This is a genomic window from Ructibacterium sp. SJQ-7 (assembly GCF_054696575.1).
In genome coordinates this window covers 1,268,401-1,293,836 of record NZ_CP195193.1, presented here as the reverse complement: position 1 = coordinate 1,293,836, position 25,436 = coordinate 1,268,401, and the positions used below count along the sequence as shown (strand labels likewise).

Here is a 25,436-nt window from a genome sequence, read left to right as displayed (position 1 = left end):
TTTTTTCCAACAAATTTGAGGTAACTTCTGCTGTTGCAATTCTTTTGATAATGTGCTATAATCAAACGAGATATAGATATTTGGAAGGTGAACATAGTTGGAATTATGTATATTTAATAAAATAGAAGATGACCTATGTATAAAGGGGATATTGGAAAAGGATAATGTTATCGTTTTAAGAAACATTATCGAATTTTCCGAAACAGAGGGCGTTACAAGCAGTGCAATAAAAGAATACGTTGCAACACGTCTTGCGAATGACGATAATATTTTATCACGTCTTGCACAGGCGGGTAAATTTATCGGAGACGACCTTTACAGACTTGCGAAGTTTGATATTGAGCAGATTTATAAAAAGCTGTTTTCAACTCAAATTAAGTACGCACCGTCAGGTAATCCTATCGGATTCAGTAACGGATATGTGGCATCAATCAGAGCGATAACAGAGTCAAAGTCGGCACAGGAACTTCTTGATTTGCTTATTGAGCATTACAGAAAGTTCGGCAGCGGAATTTTGGCTAAGTATAATGCGTTTAGATATGACGGCGAACTTATCGGAGTATCGAATACTGATGATATTACTTTTGATTCGCTTGTCGGTATTGAGTATCAAAAACAAGTGTTGATTGATAATACAAAAGCGTTTGTCAGCGGTAAAGCGGCGAATAACGTATTGTTGTTCGGTGACAGAGGTACTGGTAAATCATCATCTGTAAAGGCACTTTTAAATATGTTCTGTGATGACGGACTTCGTATTATCGAAATGCCTAAGCATTGTATAAAGGATATACCGTCACTTTCAAAGGTGTTGGCTGAAAGCCCGAATAAGTACATCATATTCCTTGACGACCTTACTTTTGAATCACACGAAACAGAGTACAGAGCGTTAAAGGTTGCAATGGAGGGACAACTTCAGGCTAATCCTACAAACGTGCTTATATATGCAACGTCAAACAGAAGACATTTAATAAGAGAGAATTGGTCAGACAGAGAGGGCGGAGAAATCCACGTAAACGACCAAATGCAGGAAACACTTTCACTTTCGGAACGTTTCGGTATCAGTCTTGTATTCTCTGCACCTAACCAAAAAGAATATCTTAATATCGTTTCCGAAATGCTTAAAAAGCACAATATCCAAATGAATGCGGATATTGAAAAAGAGGCGGTAGTATGGCAGATGAACTACGGAGGCCGCAGTGCAAGATGTGCAAAGCAGTTTGTAACGTCTTATATTGCAAAATAAATTCAGAGAGGAAGTTTATAATGAAAAAGAAAATTATAGCTATTACACTTGCAGTTTCGGCAATGATGTCAACAGTTGCTTTTGCCGAAAACATTAATGCAAATTATACGGATAATGTATTGTCATTTGAACAGACAGACGAAAATATTGCCGTTGTTTCGTGCTATGACGAAAACGGCAAGCTTTGCTACAGCAATATGTATAAGTCTGAGGACGGCAATTTCAGTGCCGATATACCTAAAGAGTATAAGGGGATGAAAACAAAGGTTTACTTTGTAAATTCAAAAGAGATAAAAGAAGTCAGCGTAAGTGATGATGTTCAGCCGACAGCCACACCGTCTGTAACACCGACAGCCACACCGTCTGCGACAGAAAAGCCGTCTGCAACAACGGTACCGACAACTAAGCCGTCAACGGACACACCGTCAATTTACGAAAAAGTAACAGACGCAATTTATGCACCGGCGGTTGTTAAGGAAGTTGAAACAACTACAAAAGACGGTGAAGATATGTATGCCGTTACTTTGCTTGCACAGGGCAAGGAAATAAAGACGTTGATTGAAAATGATGTTACATTTGAAACTTCTTCGGAGGCTTATTCGTTTATGAAAGGCAAAGACGCAGGAAATCTTGAGGAGGGTGACGTTATCAGCCTTACATCAAACGTTGCCGGAACAAGAATAAATCATATGTACTTTATTTACAGACCGCAGGACGAAGATATAATTACGGGCAGTCAGGATTTCGGCACTGACTTTGAAAAGTTAATTACTGAAAACGGCTCAAGTGTTGCAAATCAATGGAAGCTTATGAAGTACGGTGAAAAAGCGTCAAGCGACAGATATCAGTACGCATTCGGACTTATCGGTAAGGTGGGTTCAAATTCACTTACTTTGATAAACAAGAGCGGCAGTACAGACAATGTTATCGAAGTTGATACAAAGAAAGATACAATAGTTTATACTTGCGATGTATCGAATAAGAATGAAGTTGAAATTGCGTCAGTTGGCGATATAACTTCAACAATTCCGAAAAGCACTTTCGATAAGGACAATACAATAGATTTCACAAACGATTACAGCTATAATTACGCACTTGTAAGAGTGGTTGACGGAACGGCAACGGATATAGTTGTATACGAAAATTATAATGATTAATCAGATTGTCTGCAAACCCTCTATGGTTTTGTAGACAGGCTCAACAATTAATGTAACTCAACAAATCCTATACGATTGTAAAATTGTAGAAAGAGAGTAGGAGGAAATTAAAAATGAAAAAATTAAAGAAAGCTGTTTTGGCAGTTTTATCAGCGGTATTGGTGGTAGGAAATATTAACGCAGTGTTCGCTGACGGTGATATAAGTGTAAGAATGAATGGGATTGTGTCGAATGACGTCAGTTACATAAATTTTACGGATACGAAACCTATACAAATCGATAACCGAACATTGACGCCCGCAAGGGCAATGGCGGAGGCTGCCGGTATGGAGGTTGAATGGGACCAACCGACTCAGACCGCACTTTTGACGCTTAAAGCAGACGCAAATTCGGACAGACCGATAGAACGTTTTGCGTCAGAGGCGATTAATAAAATTGACGGTTTGGGGTTGGATATGACGCCGACAAGTATAACGGCAGCTTTAAGACTTAATGACAGCAACGCTGTTATTAGGTATAACTTTACCGATTCTGACGGCGATAATGTGCCGTTTGGTAAGGATTATGAAATGGTTTCGCAGGCTGTTTTCATAGAGGACGGTACGCTTATGATACCGATACGTGATTCTATGGAAATGTTCGGACTTGATGTTAAATGGTATCAAGATGAGCTTTGTGCGGAAGTTAATATCCCCGAGGAAATAGGTATTCCCGAGGGACTTGCAATAATTCCGAACCACGGAAACGGTAAATACAGCGCAGATAATCTTGCCGACAACTCAAATCCGAGTATAGATATTGAGGATGTGCCTGTTGACAATGATCAGCAACTCGGTACATATTTGGGTAAGTTTAAGATTACGCATTATTGCCCTTGTTCAATCTGTAACGGCGGTTGGGGAGCGTATACCGCCTGGGCGGGTGAGCTTATTCCCGGTCAGACCATTGCGGTGAACCCTAAAATTATTCCTAAATTAAGTTGGGTGTATGTTGACGGCTATGGTTACAGACACGCCGAAGATACCGGCAGCGGTATAGGTGAATATCATATTGATATGGCTGTGCCGACTCATTCAATGGCAGTGGCACTCGGTGTTGTATACAAAGATGTATATTTGGTTGAATAACAGAGTGCCGACAAATTGTCCGGAACGTGCAAAACATTATTTTTATATTTCAAAATTTAATTTATAGCTGTAACAAATAACAGGCAAGCCTATGGCTTGCCTGTGCACTTTTTGCGAAAATAAACTCTAACGTACCAATGTACGCCGACGAGTTCATTTTCACAAAATCCAAACTAATTTCTCGACCTCTGCCAGTCTGTCGACATTTTGTCGACAGGCTTTTGTATTATCTTTCCATTTTCCAATACTGTACACTGTAAGGCGGTAATTCACTGCCGCCGCCGAAGTCGTGCATATTACCGCTGATTAAGTCAACAGCCGTACCGCAACCGGCGTCAAAATGCACTGTAACAGGATTTTCGTCTGCATTGATAGCGACAAGAACACGTTCATCATCGCATTTTCTTTCAAATATACAGTGCTTGTTTTGTAAAACAACCGAACGGAAATCACCGTAGCACAATGCTTTACTGTTTTTGTGTGCCATTGCAAGTTTTGATATAAATTCTGAAAGTTCGTTGTCCAAAGGCTCATCAAAGCATACACGAAGTGCAGGGTCACCCTCGTTTTTATGTGCTTTTGCACCCCATTCACTTCCGTAGTACACGCAAGGAATACCCGGCATACCGAAAATCATACCGTAAGTAAGCGGTATATGCTTTTCGTTTGTAAGTATGCTTGCAATTCTTGAAACATCGTGGTTGTCAACAAAACTCAATAGGTGCTTGCCACGGTACAGTGTCCACTGTTCAGGTCCGAATTGACGTAACAATGAGTGTACAATTTCAAACATATTCATACTGTTGAAACTTGAATAAATACCCTTGTAACATTCATAATTAGTGCAACTGTGGAGCATATCGTCATTGACAAATTGATTGTAGTCACCGTGAAGAAGTTCGCCGAGCAGAAGAAAATCATTTTTTAAACTGTCAGTGTAACTTCTTAATCTCTTTAGAAAATCCTTGTCAAGACAGTACGCAACGTCAAGACGTAAACCGTCAATGTCAAATTCGTCAATCCATAGTTTGATACATTCAAAGATGTGATTTATAACTTCTTCATTGCGAAGGTTGATTTTTACAAGGTCGAAATTACCCTCCCAGCCTTCGTACCAAAGACCGTCATTGTAATTTGAATTACCGTTGAAATCAATAAAGAACCAATCGCGGTAACGTGAGTTCTCCCTGTTTTGGAGAACGTCCTGAAATGCCCAAAATCCTCGTCCGACGTGGTTGAATACGCCGTCAAGAACAACTTTGATGTTGTTTTTGTGTAGATTTTTGCATACTTCTTTAAAGTCGTCATTTGTGCCAAGACGACAGTCGATTTTTTTGTAATTACGAGTATTGTAACCGTGTGTGTCCGATTCAAATACAGGTGAAAAATATATTGCATTCGCTCCGAGATTTTTTATATGCTCAATCCAATCGTTTACTTTTAAAATTCTGTGCGTTAAAATACCGTCATTCTCAAACGGTGCACCGCAAAATCCTAACGGATAAATTTGATAAAATACACTTTCATATGCCCACATATTTCCGGCCTCCTTAATGGTTATAATTTATTATATCATCTGTGCAGTATAAACGTCAATAAAAAGAAAATATTTATAGAAAAAACTTGAAAAACCGCATAGAATGTGATAAAATAAATTAGTATGAACAAATTTAAAAGGAGTTTTAATTATGTCAGGACATTCAAAATGGAGTACAATTAAGCGTAAAAAGGGTGCAAACGATGCCCAAAGAGCTAAGATATTTACAAAAATCGCTCGTGAAATTATAGTTGCCGTAAAGGCAGGCGGTCCGGATCCGGATAATAACTCAAGTCTTAAAGACGCTATCGCAAAGGCTCGTTCAAATAATATGCCTAACGATAATATAAACAGAACAATTAAAAAGGCGGCAGGCGATACAGACGGTGATAACTACGAAAGTATCACATACGAAGGTTATGGACCTGCAGGTGTTGCGGTAATCGTAAACGCACTTACAGATAACAGAAACAGAACTGCCGCAGACGTACGTCACGCATTCGATAAGAACGGCGGTAATATGGGACAGACAGGTTGCGTAAGCTTTATGTTTGACCAAAAGGGCATTATCATTATCGAAAATGAAGATATGGACGAAGATGAAATCACTATGGACGCTCTTGAAGCCGGTGCAGATGATATTGAAGTAGAGGACGGCGTTGCAGAAATCGTGACAGCTCCGTCTGATATGGGTGCTGTTCGTGACGCACTTGCGGAAAAGTATACTATTTCTTCTGCCGAAGTCAGTATGGTTCCTCAAACAATGACTGAACTTACAGAAGATGGTCAAATCAATGCAATGACCAAGCTTCTTGATATGCTTGAAGACAATGATGATGTACAGGATGTATACCACAACTGGGATATGCCTTCAGAAGACTAATTCAAGCAATTTTCAGTCTATTTGCACATTTTTTAAGTCTTGAAGTATATACATACGTCTGCGACTTAAAAAAAGCACAACTAAACTAAAACTTGCTTGAATTAAAATTTAAGTGGTTTTTCAGCCTATTTGCACATTTTTTAAGTCTTGAAGTATAAACATACGCCTGCGACTTAAAAAAGCACAACGAAACTAAAACTTGCTTGAATTAAAATTCGAGTTATTGGTAGCATATCTGCACAATATTTTAAACTTGAAGTATAAAAATACGTCGGCAGTGAAAAACTGTACATCTATACCAACTAACTTGAATTGAAATTTGCGGGTTTTAAACACAAACATTAACAAAGGATTATATTATGAAGAACAAGATTATTCAATTATTGCAAAGCACAGCGGGAATGCTCATATTTGCACTTTTAAGCGGTTGTGCGTATTATATTGTAGTATTAAAATTCATACTGTCACACACATCTGTCGGCGGCGGATTATTAGGATTTTTCTTTCTGCCGGCAATCATATTCGGTGCGGCGCTTGTGCTTATAAAAATAATAAAGCAATGTATGGAAAACGGTAACTACAATGCGGTTAATTTAATATTTTGGCTGCATATTGTATTTATAATAATATCAGCCGTATTTCTTGTTTCGATGTTTGTATAATTTAAAACGGTGTTCGTCGTGAACACCGTTTTTCTTATTTTAATTTTTCAAGCAAATATTTTTCCTTTGTTGCCATACCCCCACGAATGTGACGTTCTGCCTTGTTCTGCTCCAAAACCGACTGTGCTTCTTTGTACAGTGCAGGGTTTATTTTATAAAGTCGTTCATGTACATCTTTGTGCACGGTTGTTACTATTAGTGTCGATTTCAACTACGTCTGAAATATTGATAGGGAAGTTCAGTCCCTCAATATCTTCGGCTATGTTAAAGTAAACATATATCTCGTTTTTTGAAACAACACGAATTTCTTTTACAACCTTTTTCAATTCCTCGTTTGTGATGTTTCCCGAAAAATCAAATGCACTGAATGTGTTAAGAAATGCTTGAATACTTGCTTTGATTTTTTGAGTGATTTCTCGTGTCTTGTTTGTTTCGTTAAGACGAAAACTCAATTTTTCGATTTCTTCGTTTATAGGAATCATATCGTGTTCCGCCTCGTCCATTGTAATAAGTGCTTTTACGGCAAGTGTTTTTAATCGTTCACGTTCCTGTTTTAATTCGTCAAGACGGTTTTCGACTTCCTCCAACACAATACCGCTTGTATTTCTGATGTATTCTTTGATTATACTGTTGCACCTTGTTTCGACAAGTGTAAAAAAGCTTTCTCGGTCGTTAAGCAATGATTTAAACAATGTATTCAAAGCCGATTTCAACCAATCTTCATCAATGCGGATGTATTCGGAATCACATCTGCCGCTGCCGTATGAGCTGCGTTTTGAGCAAGTCCACCAAACTTTAGGCGGGCGATTAGGGGAGTATTGCTTTTGGTACCGTCTGTATGAAAAACCGCAGCTGTTGCATTTTATAAGGTTTGAAAATAAATGCTTGTTACTGCGTTTCTCACGTTGACAGTATTGTTTTGCGTTCTTTTCTTTTATTTGCTGTGCCTTTTCAAATTGCTCGTCCGATATAATGCGAAATTCCGGTCTTTCCGATACATACCATTCTTCTTTAGGATTTTTTTGTCGCTGACTTGTAAATATATCTTTCATACTCTCTTTACCGTTAATGACAGTGCCTATATAAATCGGATTGGTTAAAATTCTGCCGACAGAAATTTGACTCCAATTATAATTCGGTTGACCGTCTTTTAATTTTTTTGTCTTGACGTGTGACTCGTAAAGAAATTTTGCAATTTTCGCCATACCCCATTCTTCTTCGGTGTATAAGTCAAAGATTTTCTGTACCCAACGGCTTTCTTCGGGATTGGGTACAAGAGTGTATTTGTCTGTTCTGTCGTAGCCAAAAACAAAATTCGGAACAATACCTCGCTCCTTGCTAAATTGCTTGCCGAATTTTGTACGTTCACTGATTTTCTGACTCTCGTTTTCCGCAATCATAGCCATAAGGTTGAGCGTAAACATGTCAATATCTTTGCCCTCACCCATATTTACAAGGTGCAGTTGAACACCGAGATTTGCAAGCTCCCTTGAAACCGTTATAAAGTCAAGAGTGTTTCTGAACAGACGGCTTATGTCCTTGACATATAAACGCTGAAACTCGCCACGCCTTGCCGCACTCAAAAGCCTTTGTAAATCTTTTCTGTTTTTCATTTTGGTGGCTGATTTGCCTTTGTCACTGTATATGCGAATGAGCGTGTCGTTACGATTGCCAACGTATTTTTCAAAAAATTCACGCTGATTTTCCAGACTTAGCTCTTGTTCTTCCTTGTTTGTAGAAACCCTGATGTATGCCACTGCGTCCATTTAAACACCCTCTCTGTTAATTCTAAAATATCTTAAAAGAAGTATATCATAGAATTATTTGAAATACAATAGTACAATGTAAATTTGTAAATAATATTAGATAAAGTATCACCAAACATTAAAAATGGTGAGGACGTACCTCACCATTTTGTGTTTATTGCGATACCATTATGTATTTATTCCGCTTTCAGAAGCGATATAGTCGTCTACGGCTTTCTTGGGAATTTTCCAACATGAGCCGATTTTAAAGCCTTTGATTTTACCTTTCCTCAGTAGGTTATACAAAGTGTTTCTTCCGACAAGAAGATAATCCATAACTTCATCAGTGGTCCATATTTCATAATTATCTGACATTATACGTCAACTCCATTCGTAAAATATTAATTGTATGTTATACGCACAAATCATCATAATCGGAATACTCCAATGCCAAGTCTAAAGGATTTCTGATTGTATCAAATTCGTAGCGCCTTGGAATTACGACAGGACTCACACCGATTTTATTAAACTTTTTAAGTATGGCTTTTATCTGAGATTTATTGAAATTAAGTATATCAAACGCCATATCTAAACTGCTGTGAGTAGCAGATGACTTTACAAGCTCTTTCATCAATTTCTTTGAATTTTTCTTGCATGATGATTTATCAATCATGGCATATATATCGGTAAGTTTATAAAAATCACCTGTGCCATAGAAGATATTTGCATAATGCTTGAAAATGTATTTTCCTATAATATCACTTTCCTTTAAAAAGGAAGATGCAGAAGTACATTTGAATTTCTTTGTAAGATGTCTGACTTTCTTTTTAAAACAACGTATTTCAATTCTTATAATTTTTTTTGAATTATCAATATAACGACATTTAGGATTTTTTTCTTTTAGCTGCCGATATTTGTTGTAGTAGGTGACTTCAATACCGTTATTTCCGGTTATGGTAATACCATTCTTTGATAAGGTATTTCTTTTAGATTTTTCGTTTTTATATTTTTTTATGGTATATTTGCTCGGGAAATATCCTCGTTTTAATAAATTTATGTAAGAATCAATTACTGCCTGATCATTAAGTTCCACATTGCTACAATAATCAATTCTTGATATATTGCAAGAATCAAATTCAGGTAAAAATGGTGATACGGTTTTTATCAATATATTAAATTTCTTTATAAGTTTATCAATGTTTTTAGAATTAAATATTCCAATATAGTTGTGGTTTTCCAATACACGTCTTGGATTTATTCTATAATATAAGACATGATGATTATATTCATCTTGTTTGTATTTTTTTATAAATATTATGATACCGTAATCTTGTAATGCGTTGAAAACAGCACAATCATCTTTGGGTTTGTAATTTTGTCCGGATGCATTATATAATTCATTGTATACAATACGCACATCATCAGTGGATAACTTGTAACTTAGTTCAAATGTATGAAAATTCATACTATTACCTCCTTAGTATTACCGCATTATTGGTTTATATATAATACGATATTAGTATTATATTGTTATCTTAATATTATTTTTTATATTTTTATTTGGTAAAGTATTTATACTTATATAATGACAGGTGATGTATAATCGGAGATGGTGAAGTGAGTGCAGAGATAAAAGTCGGTTTAAATATATATTTGATAGTAGTAATTGTTGATATTTTCCTTGACAATAAAAGAAAAATGATATATAATCTTAATTAATAATAAATCCTAACAAGGAGGACGAATGACAAGTAGAAGAAACACCATTCAGAAAGACTTAGTACGAAATGCTGTATATGAGATGAAAAGACATGTTACAGCAAATGAAGTGTATGAATTTATAAAAGAATCATATCCTACAATCGGAAAAGGAACTGTATATAGAAATCTTGATATATTGGTAGAGGAAGGTGCTTTGAGGAAAGTTGAAGTCTCGGAGGGACCAAACCGATTCGATTTTACATTGAAAAATCACTACCATGTCAGGTGTGTAAAATGCGGTGATGTATCAGATGTGGATATGGATGAAATACCGGATTTGATGAAAAAAATTCATGATACTCACGGAATTGAATTTTTGGATTACGATATTTCATTTAAAGGCATTTGCCCAAAATGCAGGGAGGAGGCAAAGGAGGAATAACATGGATAGAAAAGCAATGTATAGGCTGAGTTACGGACTGTTTGTATTGACTGCAAGGGAAGCTGAAAAAGATAATGGATGCATTATTAACACAGCGATTCAGGCAGCTTCGGAACCAAACCAATTAAGTATATGCGTCAATAAGACAAATTACACGCATGATATGATTGAAAGAACCGGAAAATTTACAGTATCAGTTCTGAGTCAGAATGCACAGTTTGAATTATTTAAACATTTTGGCTTTCAATCAGGAAGAAATACCAATAAATTTGAAACATTTAAAAAGTGTGACAGGGGTATAAATGATATTTATTATATTACGGAAGGTACAAATGCATATATTTCTGTAAAAGTTATTAAAACAGAGGATTTGGGTTCACATACAATGTTTATCGGTGAGATAACCGATATGGAAGTTTTAAGTAATATACCTTCTGTCACATATGATTATTACCAGAATAATATTAAGCCAGAGAACGTTGGAAAAACGGAGGACGGTCAGCCAATATGGCGTTGCAGAATTTGTGGATATGAATATGTAGGTGAAGAACTACCGGATGATTTTATATGTCCTTTATGTAAGCACCCGGCATCAGATTTTGAAAAAGTAGTAAAGAAAACGGAGGTAAAAGTAATGGCAGCAAACAAGTACGCAGGAACACAGACAGAGAAAAATTTACAGGAGGCATTTGCAGGAGAATCACAGGCAAGAAATAAGTATACTTATTTTGCATCTGTAGCGAAAAAGGAAGGCTATGAGCAGATGTCAGCTTTATTTTTAAAAACAGCAGATAATGAAAAAGAACATGCAAAGATGTGGTTCAAGGAATTGGCAGGGATTAGTAATACAAAAGAAAATTTAGCGGCAGCTGCGGAAGGCGAAAATTATGAGTGGACAGATATGTATGAGAGCTTTGCAAAAACGGCGGAGGAAGAAGGTTTCCATGAGCTTGCAGCAAAATTCAGAGCTGTAGGAGAGATTGAAAAGCACCACGAAGAGAGATATCGTGCTCTTCTTAAGAATATCGAAACTGCACAGGTATTTGAAAAAAGTGAAGTTAAGGTATGGGAATGCCGTAACTGCGGACATATTGTGGTAGGAACAAAGGCTCCGGAGGTATGTCCAGTATGTAATCATCCACAGAGCTATTTTGAAGTGCATGAAGAAAATTATTAAGGGGGAGATTATTACGAAGAAACAAACGATTAATTCAAAAAAAGCAGTAATGATAGGCTGTGGCTTTGTCGGTTCCGCATCTGTATTTGCTCTTATGCAAAGTGGATTATTTACAGAGATTGTTCTTATTGATGCAGATAAGGATAAAGCAGATGGTGAAGCGATGGATATTAGTCATGGAATACCATTTGCCAGTCCAATGAAAATATATGCCGGTGATTATGATGATGTTGTTGATGCTGCAATCGTTATCATATCTGCCGGAGCAGGACAAAAACCGGGAGAAACAAGACTTGATCTTGTAAATAAAAATGTAGCAATATTTAAGTCAATTATTCCTGAAATAGCAAAGAGGAATTTTGCAGGTATCATGTTGGTAGTCGCTAATCCGGTAGATATTCTTACTCAGGTAGCCATAAAGTTATCAGGACTTCCGGAAAACAGAGTTATTGGTTCGGGTACAGTGTTAGATAGTGCACGATTAAGATATAAGCTTGGTGAGCATTTATCGGTGGATAGCAGGAGTGTTCATGCATTTATCTTAGGAGAACATGGTGACAGTGAAGTTGTAGCATGGTCATCAGCCAATGTATCTGGTGTTCCGTTAAGTGAAATGTGTGAAATGCGTGGGCATTACAAGCATAAGGAAAATACGGAAGAAATAGCGACAGCGGTCAAGAATAGTGCTTATGAAATTATAAATAAAAAGCATGCTACATATTATGGAATTGCGATGTCTGTAAAAAGAATCTGTGAAGTGATTATGAGAGACGAGAAATCAATACTCCCAATATCTCACATGATTCATGGTATATATGACATTGACGGAGTTTCATTGAGTATGCCGGCTATTGTAGGTGCAAATGGTGTTGAGTCAGACGTACCTATTAATTTGAATGGCGAGGAAGCATTAAAGCTTAAGGAATCAGCTGATGCTTTGAAAAAAATTATAGAAAAAATTGAACTATAAACTTTTGCAGATAGAATAAAATGGAATATGCATATTAAGATTACATAATAACACAAATATAACAGCAATATAGGCTGTGCATTAATATATTTATAAGGAGGAACAACGAATGAAATACATATGTGATGTTTGCGGATGGGAATACGATGAGGAGAAGGGCTACCCGGAAGGTGGTATTGCACCCGGTACAAAATGGGAGGATATTCCGGAGGATTTTGAATGTCCGTTATGTTTTGTAGGAAAAGATCAGTTTTCAGAAGCTTAATTTGATTATAAAGGATATATATATGAAAGTAGAGCCACTTAGTATAGATATTGTTGGATTGGTAGGAGCTTGTTCTTATGCATTGGACTGCATCGAAGCAGAACTTGTAAATGTAAAAAATAAACATGGAAAAAGAGTGGCTTATATAAGTGTACGTATGGCTGAATATTGGTCAATCAAAAGTGATGCGTTACAAGATTTAGCCATGTGTGCTTTGTTGCATGATAATGCCCTAACCCAATATATTTCGGAAGAACTACAAAATCATTCCGATGTTTATATCAAAAATAATTTATCAGAGGAGAAAAAACATCTTCATTGTATTTATGGTGAAAAAAATATCTCAAAACTTCCGTTTAAAACAGATGTTTCAAACGCTATATTATATCACCATGAGCATGCGGATGGAACCGGTCCATTTCAAAAGACATGGCGGGAAATTCCATTGTTTGCAAGGATAATTCATTTGGCTGATATGATTGATATTATCGGAAACAGTAAGGACTTTAATGGGCAGAGATGGAATTTTATATGTCAGTATCTTTCAAAAAATAAGGATTGTTTATTTGACTCCGAATGTGTGAACGCTTTTCGTCATGCCTTCACAAAAGAATCCTTTATGTGTTTAAGTGATGATTCTTTTGAAACAAATCTATGGGGGATTATTCCAAGAAAAAAACAAGTTTTTGACTGGGAAACATGTAAAAACGTTGCAGACTTTTTTGCAAATATTATAGATTATAAATCTTCTTTTACCAGCAGGCATTCTGTAGGAGTAGCTGAAAAAGCATCTCTGCTTGCTAACTATATGGGATTTAACACAATAAATACGCAAAAAATGTATTTGGCTGGTGCTTTGCATGATATCGGTAAAATGGCAATAGGCAATGAGATTTTGGAAAAACCAGATAAACTCACGGATGATGAATTTTCTAAAATGAAAAATCATGCTGGGTATACGTATCGTATATTATCAGATATTGATGATTTTGAGGAAATACGAGATTGGGCGGCTTTTCACCATGAAAAGTTAAATGGAAAAGGATATCCTTTTGGAAAAACTGCTGATGAATTAAATGAGCCGGAACGTATCATGGCTTGCATTGATATTTATCAAGCGCTTACCGAGGACAGACCATATAAGAAAGGATTATCGCATGAAAAAACATGTGATATACTTGATGACATGGCACAGAAAGGTTTTATCGATTCAACTATCTCAAACAAAATCAGAGAATTTTTCAACATAATCTAAGACACTATAATAAAAAACTGCGATATAATTACTGAGAAAAGTAATATATCGCAGTTTTTTTATTTTGGCTTTTCCGAAGTTATAAACATATAGTATATATGTGAATGCTTGCATTCTTGATTCTAAGTTTTACTTTTTCAAAATATCAAAATGATAAACCTCGTTTTGCCTTCTTGTTATATGGCAGCACAGGTACATTTAAATCAACGATTGCAAAACATATTTGGGGCATTTTTAAAGAGTATTATACTAAGGCTCCAATAAATATTAAAGTAGCAACATTGCCGGCGATTCACTATGCATGCACTCAATTTCGTGATTGTGTATGCTTGCTTGATGACGGTGCACCATCTAAATACGGAAATGATGAAGTTGTGAGAAAATGCGAAAGCATTACACGAGCTGTCGGCGATGATACAGGTAGAAACGTTATGCAAGGTGATTCGGTTAAAAATAGTAAACCGTGTTGTTTGTCAGCAATTACTGCTGAATTTCAGCCATTAACCGATAGTTCGGATATAGCGCGTGCATTTCTGTATAAACTGGAATCTGGTGAGATTGATAAAAAAAACTTGTCCAAAGTTCAGAAACAAAAACATTGCCTTGTGAGGTTTGTTACAGACTATTTAGGTTGGATATGTTCTGAAAAATGGTCTTATATGAAATCACTCGAATGGAAATTTAAAAATTTCCGAAAACAAAATATTAAACTTGGTCAGATTCATAATCGAATACCTGAAAATGTTGCATGGATGCAGGCGGGGTTTGAAATGTTTTTAGAATTTATTTGCGATAAGTATAAGGTATCCCTTAAGCGTCTTAAAAAATACAAAAAAATTTTTAATTCTGCCACTGAAAAATCGATTAAACTTCAAAAAGAAGAACTTCATTCAAAAGACGAAGCAAAACTTTTTGTTGACACTATTAATGTAATGAGAGCCTCAAATAAGGTTTCACTTTCAGAAATACAAGAGGGTAAGAAGAATATAGCATCTTGTTCTAATAATTGTATTGGTTATTATGATGGAATTTATATTTATCTTATCTGGGAAGAGGCATATGCAAAAGCAAATGAATTTTTGCGGAAAGCAGATGATGGATTTTCTTTGCCCAAAAGAGAACTTGAAACAAAATTAATTAAAAAAGGGTATTTAATACCTGCTAAAGACGGGCGTCATAAAGTCAAAAAAACTATTAACGGGTCAAGAAGCGGATTAATGAGATTCGACCGCAAAAAGTTTGAAAATAATAAATAAATTTTAAGTGTGCCAAGTGTGACAGGTGTGTCAAATATAGTATTTATGCGGTTTATAGGCATATTACAGTGTGGCATCATGTCACATGTGGCACAGTATATATGATAATTTTGTTATTATTTTAATCTGCATTGCATATTATAACATATCACGGAAAGGGGGAGGTACGTTGGACAAGTCACAAAAAGTTATAACAATAGATGAAGTAGACGAGCGGATAAAAGAACATATAAGGGACGTTCTTGCAACCGCAATAGCAAAAAGCCTTGCCCGCACGGTTATTAAAGAAGTTTGCGGTGAGGATACGGATACATAAAAATTATAGAGCAGAGAATACGTTTTGTTATTCTCTGCTTTATTTTTTACATAACAGTCTATATTTTTTTACGATATTTTTGATTTTTACTGTTTGGTTTATCGGGAATAGTCATTTCTATGAGTCCGTTTTTAAGTGCCGGATTGAGATAATTTTTTCTGAAAGTAGGTCTATGTGAAAGTCCTAATCGTTGCATAAGCTGAGTAGCAGATAGCACTTCATTTCCCATACAATTTAACAGTATTTCAACTTGGTCGCTAACTTGGTCGCTAACTTGGTCGGTGGTGTCTAAATCATTTAGGGCATCGAATATTATTTGCATCATCATTTCTACAAATACAGTACAGTCAGCTTTGTTATCTGAGATAGCGAGAGCGTCATAATATTCTTGTTGTCGCTCTTTTATAAGTTCTTCAATAGGTAACCAAGAGAATAATTTATTCCATTGACTAAGTAATAGTGTGTGCCACATTCTACCGATTCGTCCGTTGCCATCTGCAAACGGATGAATAAATTCAAACTCATAGTGAAAAATGCAACTTTTAATTAAAATATGCAATGGAGATTGTTTGTACCATTCAAATAGGTCACTGATTAATTGAGGTACATAATTTGCAGGAGGAGCGGTATGAATTAATTTATTTCCGTCAAAAATACCGACACCGCCATTTCTAAAACGACCATTTTCTTTAACTAAATCATTCATCATTAGCTTATGTGCTTTTAACAAATCTTCAATACTAAGAGGATTGAGCGTAAGCATTATATCATAAGCTTCATATGCGTTTTGCACTTCTTTGATTTCTTGAGGTGCACCCAAAATTCGCTTACCATTTATAACCGCTGTAACTTGTTCTAATGATAATGAATTGTGTTCAATAGCCAGAGATGAGTGAATTGTTTTTATTCTGTTTTCACGTCTTAGCTTTAGACTGCTACTTTTATGCAATATACTTACTTGTCCGACAAGTTCACTGGTTTTGGCAAGTAAATTTATTATATCGTCATTAATTGAAAATGGTGGTTTGTATTCCATTTAGCATACCTGCCTTTCTATAAGCTATTTACAAATATTATATCATATTTGTTTCATATTTTCAAATCAATATAAATTTTAGATTGAAGTATGTTATCAGATGTTCCTTTGGCATATAGTGTATTAACAAACTCACCTATATTCCAACACTTTAACATATTCTGAAAAACTATAACTGCTGTTGTTAAAGCTTTGGTTCATGATAACCATAGGAGATTAATATTTTTGTGGCAAATACAACCGTTCCGATATATTTCTGTTATGATGTCTGAATGCTATTTTTGGTTGTCATTACACTTTATCATCTCACGCGGTGTACGACCCGTAAAATGCTTAAAATTGCGGTTGAAGCTGCATAGGCTGTCATAGCCGCACTCTTCCGCAATCTGCTGTATCTGCACATAATTTTGATTGCTGAGCATATACAATGCTCGGTTTATTCTGTATTTATTCAAATACTCCGTATAACTTATTCCCATACGTTTTTTAAAGGTTCTCGATAGATACGAATACCCATAAGACAATTCTTCGGCAGCTGTTTGCAAAAGACAGGGGGTTTTAAAATTTTTTTCAATATACCTTAGAATTTTGAGCAATAACCGTGATTCTTCATTATTTACAGTTTCTTTAAAATTTGTACTTTTTACTAAAATACCAAACACAGAATATAATAAGCCCTTTTGCTCAAATATATTTTTCGCGTCAAAATATTTTTTTAAATCCGAAATCTCCTTAATATCGTTTTTTTCGGGCAGCATATTTTGATAGTGGTTTGTAAATTCAGGGATTAGGTCCGGCATAAAAGTAATCACTCGTATTTTTGAACTTTGTGCTGTTTCATAACTATGGAGCTGTCGCGGAAATATTATCACGCTGTCATTTTGTTTTAAATTATAACAATCAGTATCTATTATGATATTTATTTCACCGTTAATAATAAAACATATCTCAAAAGACTCGTGGTAATGCATATTCCAATTCAGATTATCCACATCATATGAAAGAAATTTGTAATTCGGGTTTCCCCATTCTTTTTCATATATCATAAAAATCACCTATTAAAAGTATATCATTTCATATACTCTCGGTCAAGATTAAAGAGCAAAAATTGATTGGTTTACGGCAAATATGTATTTTTACCGATACATTATTTATGATAAAATACTATCATAAAAATAATATTTTAATGGAGGTAGGAAAATGGTACTGAAAAAATTGATAAGCATAATAAGCGTATTTGCTATTATCGTATCGTCATTTACCACAGCAGTTGTCAGCGCTGACGAGGAAATGACACCGATTGCCTGTACGCAAAGCGCGTCATACTTGACGGACGGTGACGGAAATGTTACGCAGACGATAGTGAACTATGCGGGCAAGGAGGATATTTCAAATATTAACTGGAATACCAAATCAAATTCTTGGGGCGGAGTGGGCGTTCTTGAATTTACCGTTCCTGCGGCAGAAGCGAAACGCATAAAATCCGCCACACTTACCGTAAGCGTACATAACGGCTCGTCAAGAAGCGGTGGCAGAACATATGATATATATCCAGCCGACATCACAATAAACGCCGATACAACGGCTTCCGAAATAAAGGCGATTTCACTTGACAAAAGTATGTATCAGGCGGATGGGGTTAAACAGGGCGAAACGCGCACGGACCAAATATCAACCGAAACAATTCGTGAATATGTAAAAGGCAAGGTAAAAGCAGATGTGGAAAGCAAAGTACAATTCGCGTTTTCAAACTCGTCACAGACGCTTGACATAGACCCGAAAACCGCGACGCTCGCACTTACAATGTATGACGGCGGCGTTGCACTTGATAAAAACGAGCTTATTCTATCTACCTCCGGCGAGCCTCAAAGACTTACCTACTCTATTTTCGGAGAGGGAATAAATGATGGTGACCTTGTATGGATAAGCGAAAATGAGGATATAGCCACCGTTGATGACACAGGTCTTGTCACACCGAAAAAGGCAGGCAGAACAGTGGTGTCTATAAAAACGGCTGACAGCAGTTTCAAAGCCGACTGCGCCGTTACTGTATTGCAGGCGGCTCAGGATATAACTATTGACAAAGCCTCTCTCTCACTGCTATCGGGCGGTAAAAACGGCGAACTTACAGCCAAATTGCTGCCCGAAACAGCAGTTAAACGACAAATAAAATGGACGTCCTCAGATGAGAATGTAGCAACTGTTTCATCAAACGGTATTGTGACTCCTATAAGCGTTGGTGAAACAATAATTACCGCAGCGGCGGCTGACAACGAAAAGCTTACGGCTTCATGCAATGTAACGGTAGCGGAAATGGCTGAACCTCAAAGCATTTCACTTGATAAAGAAAATGTATCTTTACCAAAGCTCGGTGCAACAACCGTAGTAAATGCAAATATTCAGCCGTCAAACGCGGATGACAGAATTACTTGGACTTCAAGTGATGAAAAAATTGCAAAGGTTTATGATGGCGTTATTGTCGCAGGCGAAGTCGGCACAGCGGAAATAACAGCCACTACATCAAATGGCAAAACAGCGAAATGTACTGTAACAGTAACAGAAGATAAGCAGCTTATAACAAACGACCGTTTCTATACCGATACAGACGGAAATATCCTATATTCGCAAGGTGGTGGTATATTCAAATTCCCTAATGATGATAAATATTATTGGTACGGCGTTCGGTATAAAGAGGCTGTAACGTATGCGACTGACCCTCTTTTAGGTAAAACGGTTGAGCATCCTGCTTTTGAAGCATACACTTGCTACACATCAGATGATTTGGTAAATTGGAAATATGAAGGCGATGTCGCAACGCTTGAAACTCTGGGTCAATCATGGTGTGGTTGGGCAGGCAGATGCGGTGTGGTATATAACGAAAAGGCAAATAAATATGTTCTTGTATCACAGTTTAACGGAACGATTATCGCAAGTGCGGATAATCCGAAAGGCCCATTTAAAACAGAAAAGGGATATTTTTGGGGTGGAACGTCACTTCCTGTTATCGCAAATGGTGATACAGGTGATTTAACAATGTTCTATGATGAAGACAGCAAAGGTTATATGATATGTTCAAGCGCGAACGGCAGAGGACATTTATATATTGCACCTATGGATGAAACTAAGAATTTCTGTGATTTTGATTTTGATAATATAAAAGAGCTGAACGGTTCTACCGGTTCATATTTTGATGAAGATGGTACAATAAAACAAAAAGATAAAGGCGGTATAGAGGGTGACTGTATGTTTAAATACAAAGACCATTATTATTTTACCGGTTCAGATTTATACGGCTGGCGTGGTTCAAGAGTGTATGTGTTTGAATCAAAAGATATACTCGGCGATTACAAATTAAAGCCGGATTATATTGATACTTCAAAATCAAGTTCAAATCTTCCGTACATTATGCCGGGTGCAAAGTATAGCTATGCACACAATTCACAAACCGGATTTTACTATACGCTTCACGGAAGCAAGCAGGACACGGTTATTTATTGTGGTGACCGTTGGTGTGATTTCGGAACACATGGTATAGGATATAATCAGTGGGTTCCACTGACAATGGACGGATATACTCCTCATTTCAACGATTTAAGTCAATGGAAATTAAACTCAGAAACAGGCGAGTGGACAATCGGCGACGGAAATAATTATATTGCAAACAATGAATTTGATGCTGACAGAGTTGATGTTAAATCATTGACAGGTTGGGAATGCAGTGACAGTACAGACGGTTCGGTAAACGGGAATGTAAAAGCAAGACGTTTTTACGGCAACTATGCCGCAAAGCAAAGTGCAGACACAGATTATACCGCAAGACTTAAACAAACAATTAAAGATTTGCCAAACGGTATATATACACTTCGAGCAAGCGTTATGTCAAGCGGCGGACAAAATGAATGTGTATTGTATGCAAATACAAACAATAAGAACTACACAGCTTCTCTAAAATCAAAAATGAGTAATTGGACAGATGTCGTTGTAAAGGATATTATTATTGAAAACGGAGAATGTGAGATTGGCTTGTACTCAGACTCACCGGCAAACTGTTATGTAAGGATAGACGATATGTATTTAACAAGAAATTATGACGGTACGGTTATCGAGGGTAGGTTAAATACTAATGTTCCGGATGAGCATATTGAAGATTCAATTACACTGAAAGATATGCAGGGCAACGCAGTAAATAAGCTTAACGGCGCAGAGGTATATGCCGAGGCAGTATATACAAACGACAATGCAGACAGAAAGGAATTAACATTGTATATGGCTTTGTATGATAACTATGGAAAATTAAAATCTGTAAAGCAAAGAAAAGAAACAATCGCTGCATACAGCACTTCCACGATAAAGACGGACAGCTTAAGTGCAGATACTGACTCATATATCAAGCTGTTCTTGTGGGAGGACGGAATGAAGCCGTTATATAATTCAATAACAATTAAGGAGGCAAAGTGATGAAAAATAAACTTAAAAGAATTTTAGGAGTGATAACAGCAATATCGCTTCTACTGCAAATGTCATTTGTTATAACCTCAAACGCGGCGGAATATTTTTCGCTTGATTTTGAAAGTGCAACGGATACAATGGGCTGGACGTCTGCAAATGCTCCGGGCGATATGTCAATAGCAACAGATGAAGACAACAGTATCAATAAGTATTTCAAATTTGCAAATACAAACGGAAGTGGAACACGAAATGCATACTATACCTTCGATTCTGACGCTCAGACAACGGAAAATGGTAAAGCAGTTATCGAATTTGACTTCTATATGACGAATACAGGAAATGAAAATATAAATCAGCTTGTATTACTTGATTCTGCAGCAGGCAACCCTAAAGGCAATGCAAATTACAGCGGAAATAATTATATCTTTTCATTTACACAACCTAAGAATAGCGATAAACTCATCATAAATAATTTAGATGGTTCTAAGGAAACATATACAACAACAGATTGGACGAATAAATCAGGCTGGACACACGCAAAGGCGATTATGGATTTTACAGAGCATAATGTGACAATCACATTGTCAAGTCATGACGGTGAAACGGTATATTTTGATAACAAGGTCCCTATGGGTACGACAGAATTAAAAATCGGAAAATTACTGATTTGTGAGGCGAGAAAGAATACTGTGACATTCGGTATTGATAATATTTTAGTCCGCTCATATGACAGCTCGCTTGATGCCGGAAACACATACTATAAAGTAACGTATGATGTAAAGGGAGAAAAATCTGAGGAAACTGTAAAGGAAAATACAAGTCCGTTAAATATTCCGGACTTAACAAACTATGGATATATATTTAAGGGGTGGCAAGTAAATGATGACACTGAAAATCTGATTGATGATTTAAAGGAATATAAAATTACAGCCGATACAAAATTTACGGCAATTTATGAAAAAGATACGGAATATATTGAGCCAATAATTTCTGCTGAAATAAAAGGTAATCAAATAATGACCTTTGGCGATAGTCCCGACATTGCGGCGGAAAACAAATATACACTTACGCTTACAGGTCAGAACGGAACGATTATTACAGCCGATACGATAGACAGCCGAATAGACGATTTTAACATTGAGTGGGATATAGACGGTTTTAAAACTGTAAACGATACTGATAAATATTGCGATAGCTATGGCGAGTTTGCCGAGCATACGAACACTGCGACAGAGGTTTTGTTTATGCTCAGACAATGCGATTTTAATTTTTATGGTAAGCTAAATGCCACAGTGACATATAACGGCGAAACAATCGAAGCGTCAATGTATGTTGCCGCAACAGGTGATAAGAGCATGGCAGATAACCAAATCTTGCCTGAAGCAGGCTACCCATCCGACTTTGACGAATATCCCGACAGTCTTGTTGGATATACTACATTAAAGGACACTTACGGCGGTAACGATATTATGGTCGGCGGCTGGGGTATGTCCGGTTCAGATAGCGGTGATGCAGTTATTATGAAAGAGGAGAATAACAAATTCCTTAGAATTAATTGCCCAACATCGAGTAAATCACATATGTTCACAAATTCAATAGATACACCGCAAAAACAAATTATATTTGAGCAGAATATACGCTTTAATGGCAATGGATGTATTACACTTACATCAAAACAGCCGTATTGGACGGATAAGGAAGGCTATACAACGCCTGTAACGCTTGAATTTGACGGAACAACAATAAAGCTAAATGGCATAGCTATAAAAAATAATGATATTGATGTTACAGTCAACAAGGGCAAATGGTATAAAATTGTACTGTCGGCTGACAAGACTACCGAAAGTTGTTTTGTAAAGGTGTATGACTTAAACGGTCAGTTTGTAGGTGAAACCGATAGCATAGCGTGGACTGAAAACTCGGAGCCGACATATTACTCAATCGGTTTTGCAAATAAGCAGACAGGAACGGTTGATTTTGATGCATATAGAGCATATTATCCGGCTGCGGATATTTCAACCTATACACTCAATATTTCACAGGAAACTTTGTCAATTCCAAACAAAGATACTGCAACATTATCTGCATCGGTAAAAAGCAAAGAAGGATATAATATAACAGGTGCGGCAGAATGGTCAATCTTAGAAGATGATATGCAAGACATTATAATAACTCCCGATGTAGTAGATTCTCACAAAGCAACAATAACTCTGGGAGAGGGTGCATCAGCCGGTGAGGCAACTGTTCAGGTGAATATCGGCGGCTATACCAAAACCATAAAGCTCAATATTACCGACTCGGCTGAAAGTATAAAGTTTACATCATCACAAGGAAGCCTTGCAATACCGCTTGATGAAAAATCAGTAAATACTGCTAAATACAGTGCGGCGGTAATCAACGGTGATGGTATGGATTTGAACAGAAATGTATCGCTTGGAATATATGACAAAAATAATGTCAATAAATATAATCTTCCCGACGGTATATCGTTTGACGCATCAGCGGGTACAATAAGCGTTACATCGGCAGCTGTTCCTTGTGTGTTTACCGTAAGAGCCACAGGCGAAAGCAGTGACGGCAAAATGTTATCAAGAAGTGTTAAGGTCACAGTTCACGGTTTGTCATTTGACTTCGGAAGTGGTGCGGATGAAAGTGTTGCGGATGGTTATACGGACATTAATCCTTCAACAACTTATACTGTATCACGCGGTTATGGAATAGAGGGAAGTGCAAAAGCAGAAGGCACACCAAGTATTGATAATGCAAAATCTGACTATTTGTCGGGTGATTTCACTTTTAAGGCTAAGGTTACAAAAGGAAAACATTACAGAGTAAAGATTGCTTTTAGTGGTGATTTGGTGTCCGAATATGTAAGTGAAGCACTGTCAGGTCATGAAAGAACTCTTGCCGCAGAGGGGACAACACATACGGGATATACTGTAAAAACAGAAGAAATAACCGAACAAGTATATGATATTCCGGTTGTGGATGATGTAATGGATTTAAAATTCTCAGGTGCAAGGGTTGCGTATATATCAATAGAAAAGGTTGAAAAGACTGCCGCCGAAAAACCTAACATTTGGTCTGTCGGCGATTCAACTATCGGCAACAGCGGCTCATACGCATATAATTTAGCACGTGATCAAGCCAATTATCCCGAGCTTACCGCACTTGCCGATTATCATAATAACGGTAAGGGTTCAAGAAATCTTAAAACATATTATACACAGGGCTGGCTTGATAATATTCTGATAAACATAAGACCGGGCGATATTGTCACCATTGGAAATATGGGGACAAATCCGGGCGGAATGTCCGGTACGCAGTTTAAGGCTCCGCTTGACTATTATGTTGATGCGTGTCTTGCAATGGGTGCAAAAGTAATACTTACAAGCTATACCCCGCACGGCTGCGTTGAAGGCTACGAATATGTATATGATAAAACAACACATACATTCCACGGCTGTCGAGAGGATGCGTATGATTCTTTAGGCATAAGAGTTATCTACGAGGAAAGAAAGGATGATCCTGATATTTTAGGATTTATTGATATAGGACTTAACGCTGACAATGCATTTAACGAATATGTAGCGGATTATGCAAAGAACGGTTATGAAAACGAGGATGCGGCGGCAAAGGCAATTATGGATTGCTTCGGCGACCATAACCATTACGGCAACGGGGGACGATCACAGCTTGCAGGCGATTTAATGCTTAACGGCTATGGAACTGCACCGGGTATAGTGTCGGAGCTTGTAAGAGTGCTGACTGAGAGCACAAATAAACCTTGCGTTAAAATAGAAGCGGAATATGACGATAACGGCACACTTGTCAATTTAACAACCACACCTGCAAAGGTGTCGGAGGCACAAAAGGCAGAACGCAGTAAAAATTCGCTTATTACATATTGGTATTCGTTCGAAAATATGAGACCTGTAATCAGTGAGTAATTAGTTTATAAGCTACATTCATATAAAATAAGCCGAATTTGTCGATTTGATTTGATAAATTCGGCTTGTTTATAATTTACCGTTTAATTTCGTGATTTTTGAGATTAGAATAGCAAATTCTTCGTCTATGCGTTTGAACGTATTTATTAGTCAAACCAATTTCATTTGCAATTCATCTTTCATTGTGATATATTAGTTGTATATTTAGTTTGTTTGCGGTAGAATTTTATTTCGCCATTTACACTATATAGTTTGATATAATATC

Annotated in this window: 20 protein-coding genes and 2 pseudogenes; 15 read left to right on the top strand and 7 right to left on the bottom strand. The window is 36.8% G+C overall.

What is annotated here, in order from left to right; all coding sequences use genetic code 11:
* Positions 1-97 precede the first annotated feature (97 nt).
* The 3 genes from ACSAMO_RS05890 to ACSAMO_RS05880 all read left to right on the top strand — a co-directional run bounded on the left by ACSAMO_RS05890 (position 98) and on the right by ACSAMO_RS05880 (position 3,527).
* On the top strand, positions 98-1,243 hold the full coding sequence (locus ACSAMO_RS05890; protein ID WP_022231117.1) for an ATP-binding protein: 1,146 nt from the start codon (positions 98-100) through the stop codon (positions 1,241-1,243).
* Between the two features lie 20 nt (positions 1,244-1,263).
* Positions 1,264-2,400: a hypothetical protein gene (locus ACSAMO_RS05885; protein ID WP_499210030.1), complete on the top strand. Its 1,137-nt coding sequence runs from the start codon at positions 1,264-1,266 to the stop codon at positions 2,398-2,400.
* A 113-nt stretch (positions 2,401-2,513) separates the two neighbouring features.
* Positions 2,514-3,527, top strand: a complete 1,014-nt coding sequence (locus ACSAMO_RS05880) for a stalk domain-containing protein (RefSeq protein WP_337868841.1) — start codon at positions 2,514-2,516, stop codon at positions 3,525-3,527.
* A gap of 226 nt (positions 3,528-3,753) precedes the next feature.
* Here ACSAMO_RS05880 and ACSAMO_RS05875 read toward each other — a convergent pair whose 3' ends face one another.
* Positions 3,754-5,064 (bottom strand): alpha-amylase family glycosyl hydrolase, encoded by a 1,311-nt coding sequence (locus ACSAMO_RS05875; RefSeq protein WP_337600925.1) that lies wholly within the window; start codon positions 5,062-5,064, stop codon positions 3,754-3,756.
* 151 nt (positions 5,065-5,215) lie between these two features.
* Here ACSAMO_RS05875 and ACSAMO_RS05870 point away from each other — a divergent pair, with 151 nt between their 5' ends.
* The gene (locus tag ACSAMO_RS05870) at positions 5,216-5,947 is read left to right on the top strand and encodes a YebC/PmpR family DNA-binding transcriptional regulator (RefSeq protein ID WP_337599560.1); all 732 of its coding nucleotides are present in this window, start codon (positions 5,216-5,218) and stop codon (positions 5,945-5,947) included.
* 359 nt (positions 5,948-6,306) lie between these two features.
* The gene (locus ACSAMO_RS05865; protein WP_022231122.1) at positions 6,307-6,609 is read left to right on the top strand and encodes a hypothetical protein; all 303 of its coding nucleotides are present in this window, start codon (positions 6,307-6,309) and stop codon (positions 6,607-6,609) included.
* A 34-nt stretch (positions 6,610-6,643) separates the two neighbouring features.
* Here the strand turns inward: ACSAMO_RS05865 and ACSAMO_RS05860 are convergent.
* The 4 genes and pseudogenes from ACSAMO_RS05860 to ACSAMO_RS05845 form a co-directional block, all read right to left on the bottom strand.
* Positions 6,644-6,799, bottom strand: a pseudogene (locus ACSAMO_RS05860) (sporulation transcriptional regulator SpoIIID); the annotation flags it as partial.
* A complete protein-coding gene (locus ACSAMO_RS05855) occupies positions 6,774-8,375 on the bottom strand; it encodes a recombinase family protein (RefSeq protein ID WP_499210029.1) in 1,602 nt (533 codons plus the stop codon). The pseudogene ACSAMO_RS05860 and the gene ACSAMO_RS05855, both read right to left, overlap by 26 nt.
* A 168-nt stretch (positions 8,376-8,543) precedes the next feature.
* Positions 8,544-8,729: a helix-turn-helix domain-containing protein gene (locus tag ACSAMO_RS05850; protein WP_178832539.1), complete on the bottom strand. Its 186-nt coding sequence runs from the start codon at positions 8,727-8,729 to the stop codon at positions 8,544-8,546.
* 37 nt (positions 8,730-8,766) lie between these two features.
* Positions 8,767-9,819, bottom strand: coding sequence for a hypothetical protein (locus ACSAMO_RS05845; protein ID WP_022231125.1), 1,053 nt, complete (start codon positions 9,817-9,819; stop codon positions 8,767-8,769).
* A gap of 279 nt (positions 9,820-10,098) precedes the next feature.
* Between ACSAMO_RS05845 and ACSAMO_RS05840 the strand changes: the two genes are divergently transcribed.
* The 8 genes and pseudogenes from ACSAMO_RS05840 (at position 10,099) to ACSAMO_RS05805 (ending at position 15,736) form a co-directional block, all read left to right on the top strand.
* A complete protein-coding gene (locus ACSAMO_RS05840; RefSeq protein ID WP_022231126.1) occupies positions 10,099-10,497 on the top strand; it encodes a Fur family transcriptional regulator in 399 nt (132 codons plus the stop codon).
* Positions 10,409-11,089, top strand: a pseudogene (locus tag ACSAMO_RS05835) (flavin reductase family protein); the annotation flags it as partial. The gene ACSAMO_RS05840 and the pseudogene ACSAMO_RS05835, both read left to right, overlap by 89 nt.
* Positions 11,090-11,131: 42 nt before the next feature.
* Complete coding sequence (gene rbr, locus ACSAMO_RS05830; protein ID WP_499210093.1) at positions 11,132-11,674, top strand: rubrerythrin; 543 nt, start codon at positions 11,132-11,134, stop codon at positions 11,672-11,674.
* Positions 11,658-12,644 (top strand): L-lactate dehydrogenase, encoded by a 987-nt coding sequence (locus ACSAMO_RS05825; protein ID WP_022231128.1) that lies wholly within the window; start codon positions 11,658-11,660, stop codon positions 12,642-12,644. The genes rbr and ACSAMO_RS05825 overlap by 17 nt, the downstream gene beginning before the upstream one ends.
* A 109-nt stretch (positions 12,645-12,753) precedes the next feature.
* On the top strand, positions 12,754-12,909 hold the full coding sequence (locus tag ACSAMO_RS05820) for a rubredoxin (RefSeq protein ID WP_022231129.1): 156 nt from the start codon (positions 12,754-12,756) through the stop codon (positions 12,907-12,909).
* Between the two features lie 22 nt (positions 12,910-12,931).
* Positions 12,932-14,164, top strand: a complete 1,233-nt coding sequence (locus ACSAMO_RS05815; RefSeq protein WP_302628594.1) for an HD-GYP domain-containing protein — start codon at positions 12,932-12,934, stop codon at positions 14,162-14,164.
* Positions 14,165-14,268: 104 nt separating this feature from the next.
* Positions 14,269-15,420 (top strand): hypothetical protein, encoded by a 1,152-nt coding sequence (locus ACSAMO_RS05810; protein ID WP_412275283.1) that lies wholly within the window; start codon positions 14,269-14,271, stop codon positions 15,418-15,420.
* 169 nt (positions 15,421-15,589) lie between these two features.
* A complete protein-coding gene (locus tag ACSAMO_RS05805) occupies positions 15,590-15,736 on the top strand; it encodes a hypothetical protein (protein ID WP_308455973.1) in 147 nt (48 codons plus the stop codon).
* Positions 15,737-15,794: 58 nt separating this feature from the next.
* Here ACSAMO_RS05805 and ACSAMO_RS05800 read toward each other — a convergent pair whose 3' ends face one another.
* On the bottom strand, positions 15,795-16,772 hold the full coding sequence (locus ACSAMO_RS05800; protein WP_412275282.1) for a Fic family protein: 978 nt from the start codon (positions 16,770-16,772) through the stop codon (positions 15,795-15,797).
* Positions 16,773-17,047: 275 nt separating this feature from the next.
* The gene (locus ACSAMO_RS05795) at positions 17,048-17,818 is read right to left on the bottom strand and encodes a helix-turn-helix domain-containing protein (RefSeq protein ID WP_499210028.1); all 771 of its coding nucleotides are present in this window, start codon (positions 17,816-17,818) and stop codon (positions 17,048-17,050) included.
* A gap of 154 nt (positions 17,819-17,972) precedes the next feature.
* Between ACSAMO_RS05795 and ACSAMO_RS05790 the strand changes: the two genes are divergently transcribed.
* Positions 17,973-21,230 (top strand): Ig-like domain-containing protein, encoded by a 3,258-nt coding sequence (locus ACSAMO_RS05790; RefSeq protein ID WP_499210027.1) that lies wholly within the window; start codon positions 17,973-17,975, stop codon positions 21,228-21,230.
* Positions 21,230-25,171, top strand: coding sequence for an InlB B-repeat-containing protein (locus tag ACSAMO_RS05785; protein ID WP_499210026.1), 3,942 nt, complete (start codon positions 21,230-21,232; stop codon positions 25,169-25,171). Before ACSAMO_RS05790 ends, ACSAMO_RS05785 begins: the two co-directional genes overlap by 1 nt.
* The last annotated feature ends 265 nt before the right edge of the window (positions 25,172-25,436 follow it).

Coding starts and splice junctions, on each gene's coding strand:
- ACSAMO_RS05840 (WP_022231126.1), top strand. CDS start 10,099: ATGACAAGTAGAAGAAACACCATTCAGAAAGACTTAGTACGAAATGCT.
- ACSAMO_RS05820 (WP_022231129.1), top strand. CDS start 12,754: ATGAAATACATATGTGATGTTTGCGGATGGGAATACGATGAGGAGAAG.
- ACSAMO_RS05795 (WP_499210028.1), bottom strand. CDS start 17,818: ATGATATATGAAAAAGAATGGGGAAACCCGAATTACAAATTTCTTTCA.
- ACSAMO_RS05785 (WP_499210026.1), top strand. CDS start 21,230: ATGAAAAATAAACTTAAAAGAATTTTAGGAGTGATAACAGCAATATCG.
- rbr (WP_499210093.1), top strand. CDS start 11,132: ATGGCAGCAAACAAGTACGCAGGAACACAGACAGAGAAAAATTTACAG.
- ACSAMO_RS05885 (WP_499210030.1), top strand. CDS start 1,264: ATGAAAAAGAAAATTATAGCTATTACACTTGCAGTTTCGGCAATGATG.
- ACSAMO_RS05855 (WP_499210029.1), bottom strand. CDS start 8,375: ATGGACGCAGTGGCATACATCAGGGTTTCTACAAACAAGGAAGAACAA.
- ACSAMO_RS05825 (WP_022231128.1), top strand. CDS start 11,658: ATGAAGAAAATTATTAAGGGGGAGATTATTACGAAGAAACAAACGATT.
- ACSAMO_RS05850 (WP_178832539.1), bottom strand. CDS start 8,729: ATGTCAGATAATTATGAAATATGGACCACTGATGAAGTTATGGATTAT.
- ACSAMO_RS05810 (WP_412275283.1), top strand. CDS start 14,269: ATGCTTGCATTCTTGATTCTAAGTTTTACTTTTTCAAAATATCAAAAT.
- ACSAMO_RS05815 (WP_302628594.1), top strand. CDS start 12,932: ATGAAAGTAGAGCCACTTAGTATAGATATTGTTGGATTGGTAGGAGCT.
- ACSAMO_RS05800 (WP_412275282.1), bottom strand. CDS start 16,772: ATGGAATACAAACCACCATTTTCAATTAATGACGATATAATAAATTTA.
- ACSAMO_RS05845 (WP_022231125.1), bottom strand. CDS start 9,819: ATGAATTTTCATACATTTGAACTAAGTTACAAGTTATCCACTGATGAT.
- ACSAMO_RS05865 (WP_022231122.1), top strand. CDS start 6,307: ATGAAGAACAAGATTATTCAATTATTGCAAAGCACAGCGGGAATGCTC.
- ACSAMO_RS05870 (WP_337599560.1), top strand. CDS start 5,216: ATGTCAGGACATTCAAAATGGAGTACAATTAAGCGTAAAAAGGGTGCA.
- ACSAMO_RS05790 (WP_499210027.1), top strand. CDS start 17,973: ATGGTACTGAAAAAATTGATAAGCATAATAAGCGTATTTGCTATTATC.
- ACSAMO_RS05880 (WP_337868841.1), top strand. CDS start 2,514: ATGAAAAAATTAAAGAAAGCTGTTTTGGCAGTTTTATCAGCGGTATTG.
- ACSAMO_RS05875 (WP_337600925.1), bottom strand. CDS start 5,064: ATGTGGGCATATGAAAGTGTATTTTATCAAATTTATCCGTTAGGATTT.